The sequence below is a fragment of the Streptomyces sp. NPDC029216 genome (assembly GCF_040648015.1).
GTDB lineage: Bacteria > Actinomycetota > Actinomycetes > Streptomycetales > Streptomycetaceae > Streptomyces.
In genome coordinates, this window is the sequence record NZ_JBEZWL010000236.1 from 1 (window position 1) to 7,023 (window position 7,023).

8 protein-coding genes are annotated in these 7,023 nt (G+C 72.0%); all 8 read right to left on the reverse strand.

The features are described from left to right. Positions 1-158: 158 nt before the first annotated feature. The 8 genes from AB0F18_RS37780 to AB0F18_RS37815 all read right to left on the reverse strand — a co-directional run bounded on the left by AB0F18_RS37780 (position 159) and on the right by AB0F18_RS37815 (position 6,867). The gene (locus AB0F18_RS37780) at positions 159-1,199 is read right to left on the reverse strand and encodes a lysophospholipid acyltransferase family protein (protein WP_362069639.1); all 1,041 of its coding nucleotides are present in this window, start codon (positions 1,197-1,199) and stop codon (positions 159-161) included. Continuing rightward, complete coding sequence (locus AB0F18_RS37785) at positions 1,199-2,248, reverse strand: NAD-dependent epimerase/dehydratase family protein (RefSeq protein WP_362069642.1); 1,050 nt, start codon at positions 2,246-2,248, stop codon at positions 1,199-1,201. The genes AB0F18_RS37780 and AB0F18_RS37785 overlap by 1 nt, the downstream gene beginning before the upstream one ends. A gap of 95 nt (positions 2,249-2,343) precedes the next feature. Next, positions 2,344-2,442, reverse strand: coding sequence for an AURKAIP1/COX24 domain-containing protein (locus AB0F18_RS37790; RefSeq protein WP_003948845.1), 99 nt, complete (start codon positions 2,440-2,442; stop codon positions 2,344-2,346). A 133-nt stretch (positions 2,443-2,575) separates the two neighbouring features. Next, complete coding sequence (locus tag AB0F18_RS37795; protein ID WP_008738568.1) at positions 2,576-2,785, reverse strand: helix-turn-helix domain-containing protein; 210 nt, start codon at positions 2,783-2,785, stop codon at positions 2,576-2,578. Between the two features lie 116 nt (positions 2,786-2,901). Continuing rightward, positions 2,902-3,732, reverse strand: a complete 831-nt coding sequence (locus AB0F18_RS37800) for a phosphatase (protein ID WP_362069645.1) — start codon at positions 3,730-3,732, stop codon at positions 2,902-2,904. 91 nt (positions 3,733-3,823) lie between these two features. Next, the gene (locus tag AB0F18_RS37805) at positions 3,824-4,972 is read right to left on the reverse strand and encodes an acetoin utilization protein AcuC (RefSeq protein ID WP_362069654.1); all 1,149 of its coding nucleotides are present in this window, start codon (positions 4,970-4,972) and stop codon (positions 3,824-3,826) included. Next, a complete protein-coding gene (locus AB0F18_RS37810; protein ID WP_362069648.1) occupies positions 4,944-6,170 on the reverse strand; it encodes an MFS transporter in 1,227 nt (408 codons plus the stop codon). The genes AB0F18_RS37805 and AB0F18_RS37810 overlap by 29 nt, the downstream gene beginning before the upstream one ends. A 43-nt stretch (positions 6,171-6,213) precedes the next feature. Then, positions 6,214-6,867, reverse strand: coding sequence for an HAD family hydrolase (locus AB0F18_RS37815; protein ID WP_362069651.1), 654 nt, complete (start codon positions 6,865-6,867; stop codon positions 6,214-6,216). Between the last annotated feature and the right edge of the window lie 156 nt (positions 6,868-7,023).

Consider the following 7,023-nt stretch of genomic DNA (forward strand, 5'->3'; position numbering starts at 1 on the left):
CACCCTCCCGCCCCTCCCCCCGAACCTGCTCCCGGGCCTGGGCATCCAGGCGGAGGACGCCGAGTAGCCACACACGAACGCCGGCGGGGCTGGAAGATCCAGCCCCGCCGGCGTTTGAGGCGTGGGGTCTGGGGGCGGAGCCCCCAGGACACGCACGGTCAGAAGAACACGGACCGCCGCTGCACGAGCAACTTGTACAGCGTGTGCTGAATCCGCTCCCGCACCTCATCCGTCAGGTTGAACATCAGCATCGGATCCTCCGCCGCCTCCGCCGCATACCCGTCCGTCGGAATCGGCTCCCCGAACTGGATCGTCCACTTCGTCGGCAGCGGCACCGCCCCCAACGGCCCCAGCCACGGGAACGTCGGCGTGATCGGGAAGTACGGCAGCCCCAGCAGCCGCGCCAGCGTCTTCGCGTTGGCGACCATGGGGTAGATCTCCTCCGCCCCCACGATCGAACACGGCACGATCGGCGTCCCCGCCCTCAGCGCCGTCGAGACGAACCCGCCCCGCCCGAACCGCTGGAGCTTGTACCGCTCACCGAACGGCTTCCCTATTCCCTTGAAGCCCTCCGGCATCACCCCGACGAGCTCCCCGGCCTCCAGCAGCCGCTGCGCGTCCTCCGCGCACGCCAGCGTGTGACCGGCCTTGCGCGCCAGCTCGTTGACCCCCGGCAGCATGAACACCAGGTCCGCCGCCAGCAGCCGCAGATGACGCTCCGCCGGATGGTGGTCGTGCACCGCCACCTGGAGCATCAGCCCGTCCAGCGGAAGCGTCCCCGAGTGGTTCGCCACGATCAGCGCCCCACCCTCCTTCGGGATGTTCTCGACGCCCTTGACCTCCACCCGGAAGTACTTCTCGAACAGGGGCCGCATCAGGGACATCAGGACCTGGTCCGTCAGCTCCTTGTCATAGCCGAACTCGTCGACCTCGTACTCGCCCGTGATCCGCCGCCGCAGGAACGCCAGCCCGCCCGCGATCCGCCGGTCCCAGTCACCCGCACCCGCCCGGCGGCCCGCCGGCGCCTCCACGGGCGCCACCAGCTCCACCGGCCCGGCCTCCTGCCCCGGATCCCGCCCACCCGTCACCGGGGGCTGCGCGGGAGCCGCCACCGCGTCCACCGCCCGCGCCTTGCGCGCGCCGCCGCCGCGCCGGCGCGGCCGGTCCTCACCGAACGGAATGACCTTGGCGTCCGCCACTACCGCTCCACTCTCTCGTCCACGTTCAACAGCCCCGCCACCCGGTCCACGGCCCGCCCCACCCGCTCCGGCGGCAGCAGCCCGTTCCCCCGGCTCCGCGCGAAGTCCGCGAAGGTCTCCGCCGTCGTGTACCCCGGCCGGAATCCCAGCACCTCCCGCATCTGCGTGGTCTCCACGACCCGCCCGTGCGTCAGCAGCCGGATCTGCTCCGGCGAGAAGTCCGTCACCCCGACCGCCCGCAGCGCCTGACCCACCCACGTCACCGCGGGCAGCAGCAGCGGCACCGCCGGCCGGCCCAGCCGCCGCGCGCACTGCGACAGCAGCAGCACCCCGTCCCCCGCGATGTTGAACGTCCCGCTGTTCAGCGTCCCCCGCCGCGGCTCCCCCGCCGCCAGCCGCAGCACCTCCACCACGTCGTCCTCGTGGACGAACTGGAGCCGCGGGTCGTAACCGAGGACCGTCGGCACCACCGGCATCGAGAAGTACTCCGCCAGCGCCGAGTCCGCGAACGGCCCCAGGATGTTCGCGAAGCGCAGCACGCACACCGCCACGTCCGGCCGCCGGCGCGCGAAGCCCCGTACGTACCCCTCGACCTCGGACGCCTCCTTCGCGAACCCGGCCGACGGCAGCGACTTCGGCTGCGTGGTCTCGGTGAAGACGGCGGGATCCCGCGCCGTGCCCCCGTACACGCTGGTGCTCGACTTCACCACGAGCCGGCGTACGGTCGGCGACTTCTGACAGGCGCCCAGCAGCTGCATCGTCCCGATGACGTTGGTCTCCTTGACGGCGCTGCGCCCGCCCGGCGCCCCCGGGGCGCCTCCGGTGACCGCCAGATGGACCACCGTGTCCACCGCGTGCTCGGCGAGCACCCTGGCGATCGCCGACTGTCTGATGTCCGCGTGCACGAACTCGGCCGAGCCGAGCCGGTGCGGCGGGGGCACGGCATCGACCGCGATGACCCGCTCCACCTCCGGGTCGCGCTGGATGCGGCGCACGAAGCGGCCCCCCAGCTGCCGGGCAGCCCCGGTGACGAGCACGACCTTCCCCACGAGCTCAGCGCCTCCCTCGAAGAAGTACCCCGGCTGCACCGCAGCCCCTCCACCAGGATGGTGGAGGGGCTGCGGAGAACACGTACAGCTGCCGTTTACTTCTTGTTACGACGCTGGACGCGGGTGCGCTTGAGCAGCTTGCGGTGCTTCTTCTTAGCCATCCGCTTGCGCCGCTTCTTGATAACAGAGCCCACGACTACCCTCGCTCACTTCTCTTCACTCGGTGCGGGGCGTCTGGGCCCACACGACCTACGTCGGCCTAGCCTACCCGCCCGAGCTCTGAGCTTGTAATCCGAGGCTTCCGCAGGTGTTGCCGGGGTCTCACCCTCAGGCCGATTCCACCCCCACGTAGGACTCCCGGAGGTACTCGTGGACCGCGTTTTCGGGGACCCGGAAGGACCGGCCCACCCGGATCGCGGGCAGATGACCGTTGTGCACCAGCCGGTACACGGTCATCTTCGACACTCGCATCACCGAGGCGACCTCCGCCACGGTCAGGAACTGAACCTCACTGAGAGGCCTCTCGCCAGCAGCCATGACACCCACCTTGACCTTCCGCGCATGACGGGCACCGGCTTCCCCTCCGGTTACTCCTCGTCGTCGCACGCTCACTCCCCAGAGTAGGGGCGCGTGATACGGCTGGGGAAGAGGAGCTACGGCCACTCCTGACGCACCGGCAGCCCGGCGCGCTGCAACACGAACCGCGTGAGCGGCCCATAGGAGGCCGAACGCACCGCGTCATCAAGCGGAACCACCACCGCCACCCGCCCCTCGGCCTCCCCCACGAACAGCGCCGGATCATCCGTATCGGCCAGCCCGATCGCCTCCACACCCAGCTGACCTGCACCGCAGACCCACCCGTGATCCCCCACCACCAGTTCCGGCAGCGGCTCCCGGGAGCACGCCAGCGCCCCGAGCGCGACCCGAACCGGGAGCGGCGAATGGGTGTGCACGCCGGTGGCACTCCCGGCCGCCCGCGCGCCGGGTTCCCGCACCAGTGCGACTCCCCGTACGTAATCGATCCGGTGCGTGCGTACGCCGAACCGGGTCGTCATGTCGACATGGACCCCCTGCGCCGGGGTGAGGACAACACAGCCCGCCGCCGACAGAGCCCCCGCCAAAGCGGCGTAGAAACCCAGCAGCCGATGCGGGTGCCCCGTGCCGAACAGCACCGGCGACCGCGCCCCGGCCGCCACCCGCAGCCGCTCCGCGAACCCCTCCAGCGCCGCCACCGTCCGCCCCGGATCGATCACGTCCGGCCCGCTGACGTGCGACGGGTCCGCCGACACCCCGCACCGCTCCGCCATCAGCCCCAGCAGCGCACCCTCGTCCCACCGGCCGTCCGGATCGAGCCCCAGCAACACCCGCGGATCCCGCGCCGCGAACAGCCGGTAGCTGCGCAGGCTCTCCTCCCGCGTGGTGGCGACGGGCCCGGCCAACCGGGCGGCCAGCAGATGCGCGCGCAGCGCGCCCTCGCTCAACACCCTCCGATGCTGCCGCACCACACCTGTCGGTTCATCAATTCCGCCCAACCGCCCCACCGTTGGCGTAACCACGCCACCCGCCGACCAGGCGTCACACCAGCATCCCGCGCAGCGGGAACACCGCCCGCCGCGTCGCCAGAACGGCCTGATCCGTACGGTCCGCCGGATCGTAGCCCGCGTCCCAGTCCCGCCAGCCGACCGTCCGCCCGTCCGTCATCCGCGCCGGCCCGGGCTGCCGCGTCCGCGCGTACACCTCGTCCCGCCACGCCTGCGGCACCATCGCCAGCGGGTCCACCGGCCGGTGCGCGGCGATCCCCACCAGGTGCGTCCACGACCGCGGTACGACGTCCACCACCGCGTACCCGCCGCCGCCCAGCGCCAGCCAGCGCCCGTCCGCGTACTCGTGCGCGAGCGCGTGACAGGCCTCCTGCACCGCCCGCTGCGCGTCCAGCGACACCGCCAGATGGGCCAGCGGGTCCTCGAAGTGCGTGTCCGCCCCGTGCTGGGTCACCAGCACCTGCGGCCGGAAGTCCGCCAGCAGCTCGGGCACCGTCGCGTGGAACGCCCGCAGCCACCCCTCGTCCCCGGTCCCGGCGGGCAGCGCCACGTTCACCGCGCTCCCCTCCGCGGCCGGACCGCCCGTCTCCTCCGGCCAGCCCGTCTGCGGGAACAGCGTCCGCGGGTGCTCGTGCAGCGACACCGTCAGCACCCGGGGGTCGTCCCAGAACGCCGCCTGCACCCCGTCCCCGTGGTGCACGTCCACGTCCACGTACGCGACCCGCTCGGCCCCCAGCTCCAGCAGCCGGGCGATCGCCAGCGCCGCGTCGTTGTACACGCAGAACCCGGCCGCCCCGCCCGGCATGGCGTGGTGCAGCCCGCCCGCGAAGTTCACCGCGTGCCCGGCCTCCCCCCGCCACACGGCCTCCGCCCCCGCCACCGACTGGCCGGCGATCAGCGCGGACGCCTCGTGCATCCCGTGGAACGCCGGATCGTCCACCGTCCCCAGCCCGTACGAGCCGTCGGCCACCCCCGGGTCCGCCGACACCTCCCGCACCGCCGCGACGTAGTCCTCGCGGTGCACCAGCCGCAGCGTCGAGTCCCCGGCCGCGCGGGCCGCCCGTACCTCCATCTCCCGGTCCAGCCCGAAGGCACGCACCAGGCCCATGGTCAGCGCCAGGCGCACCGGGTCCATCGGATGGCTCGGTCCGAAGTCATACCTCGTTACCGCCTCGTCCCACATCAACAGCCCGGTCACCGGCTCGCCGCTCATGCCCGACACCGTATCGGGCCCGGTCGACAGAGCCGAACGAGCGGGCGTGGACCAGCGTGACGAGGACCAGCGCCATCGGCACCAGCATGGCGCCCCGGTAGTTCCAGGCGTCCCCGATCCCGCCGACGAGCGGCGAACCGACCAGGAACCCCACGTAGTTGAAGATGTTCAGCCGCGCCACCGCCGTATCGGAGGCGTTCGGGAACAGCCGCCCCGCCGCCGCGAAGGTCTGCGGCACGATCACGCACAGCCCGATCCCCAGCAGCGTGAACCCGAGCATCCCTATCCACGCCCCGGGCGCCGCCGCCACGACCGCGAACCCGCCGGCGGCCACCACGGCCCCGCACCGCACCACGGCCGCCGCCCCGAACCGCCGCACCCCGAGGTCACCCACGGCCCGGCCGACGAGCGTGGTCACCATGTACACGTTGTACGGCACGGTCGCCAGCTGCTCCGAACTCCCCAGCACGTCCTGGAGGTACTTGGCACTCCAGTTCGCCACCGTCGAGTCCCCGATGTACGCGCACGCCATCACCAGGCACAGCGGCAGCAGCAGCCGCCCGCCCCGCGCCGGCCACCCTTCCGCGGCCTCCCCGGCCCCCGCCTTCGTGTCGACGTAGTACCGGCTCCCCGCCAACGCCAGCGGCAGCACCACCGCCACGGCCGGCAGGTACCCGGTGAACAGCGACAGGTGCCAGTGCGCCCCCGCCCAGGCCGCCGAGGCCCCGATGATCCCGCCGAGGCTGTACGCGGCGTGGAACCCGAGCATGATGGAGCGCCCGTAGGCCCGCTGGAGGCTGACGCCGAGCATGTTCATCGAGGCGTCCAGCGCCCCGACCGCCAGCCCGAACACCCCCAGGGCCACGGCAACGTGCCACATCCTGCTGCCGGCCCCGACCCCGAGCAGGGCCAGCAGTACGACGGGCTGCGCCCACCGCAGGACCGCGCTCGGCGGGACCCGCTTCACCAGGTGCTCGGTGGCGACGCTGGAGACCCCGGCGAGGACGGGCACGGCCGCGAGGAAGGCGGGCAGCAGCCCGTCGGATATCCCGTACTGGTCCTGGATGGCCGGGATGCGGGTCACGAGCAGGGCGAAGGCGACCCCTTGCGCGAAGAAGCTGAACCCGAGGGCGCCGCGGCCCCGCCGCAGCCGCACGTCATCTGTCATGGCGGCACAGCGTAGGCCCCGCGCCTACCCGTGGGTAGAGAGGTCACGCACCCAATCCGAGCAGGGCGGACAGCTCCTTCATCTCTCCGAAACAGGCGGTGGCCCCGGTGAGCTTCGACGCGGGGACCATGGAGGTGAACCCGAGCACGTCCATGCCGGCGGCCCGGGCGGCCTCGACGCCGAGCGGGCTGTCCTCGATGACGACGCATTGCGAGGGGTGGACGCCCATCATGTCGGCGGCGTGCAGGAACAGGTCCGGCGCCGGCTTGCCCCGGCCGACGTCCTCGGCGCTGAAGATCCACTCCTCCTCGAACCACTCGTCGAGCCCGGACACCCGGTGCCCGACCCGGATCCGCTCGTGGCTGGAGGACGAGGCCACGCAGTAGGGCATTCCGACCGCGGACAGCTCGCCGAGCACTTCGACCACCCCGGGCACCGGCCGCAGTTCCTGCTCGAAGGCGGCGAAGACCCGCTCGTGCAGGACCCGTTCGAAGTCCTCCGGCAGCCGCTGCCCGGTCCGCTCCTGGACGAGGTCGTGCACCCGGTGCACGGCGGACCCCATGTAGTCGCGCAGGGAGTCCTCGTACGTGGTGGGATGGCCGAGCTCCGTCAGGTACGCGGAGAGGATCGTGTTGGAGATCGGCTCACTGTCCACGAGGACGCCGTCGTTGTCGAAGATGACCAGCTGGTAGACCATCAGCCCACCATACGAGTGTCCGGTGCGCGTTCACGGCAGGCCGGTTCGGGTAAACGGCTGAAAACGCAGAAAAGCCCCGCACCAGAAGGTGCGGGGCTTTCCCACAATGATTGTTCGGCGGCGTCCTACTCTCCCACAGGGTCCCCCCTGCAGTAC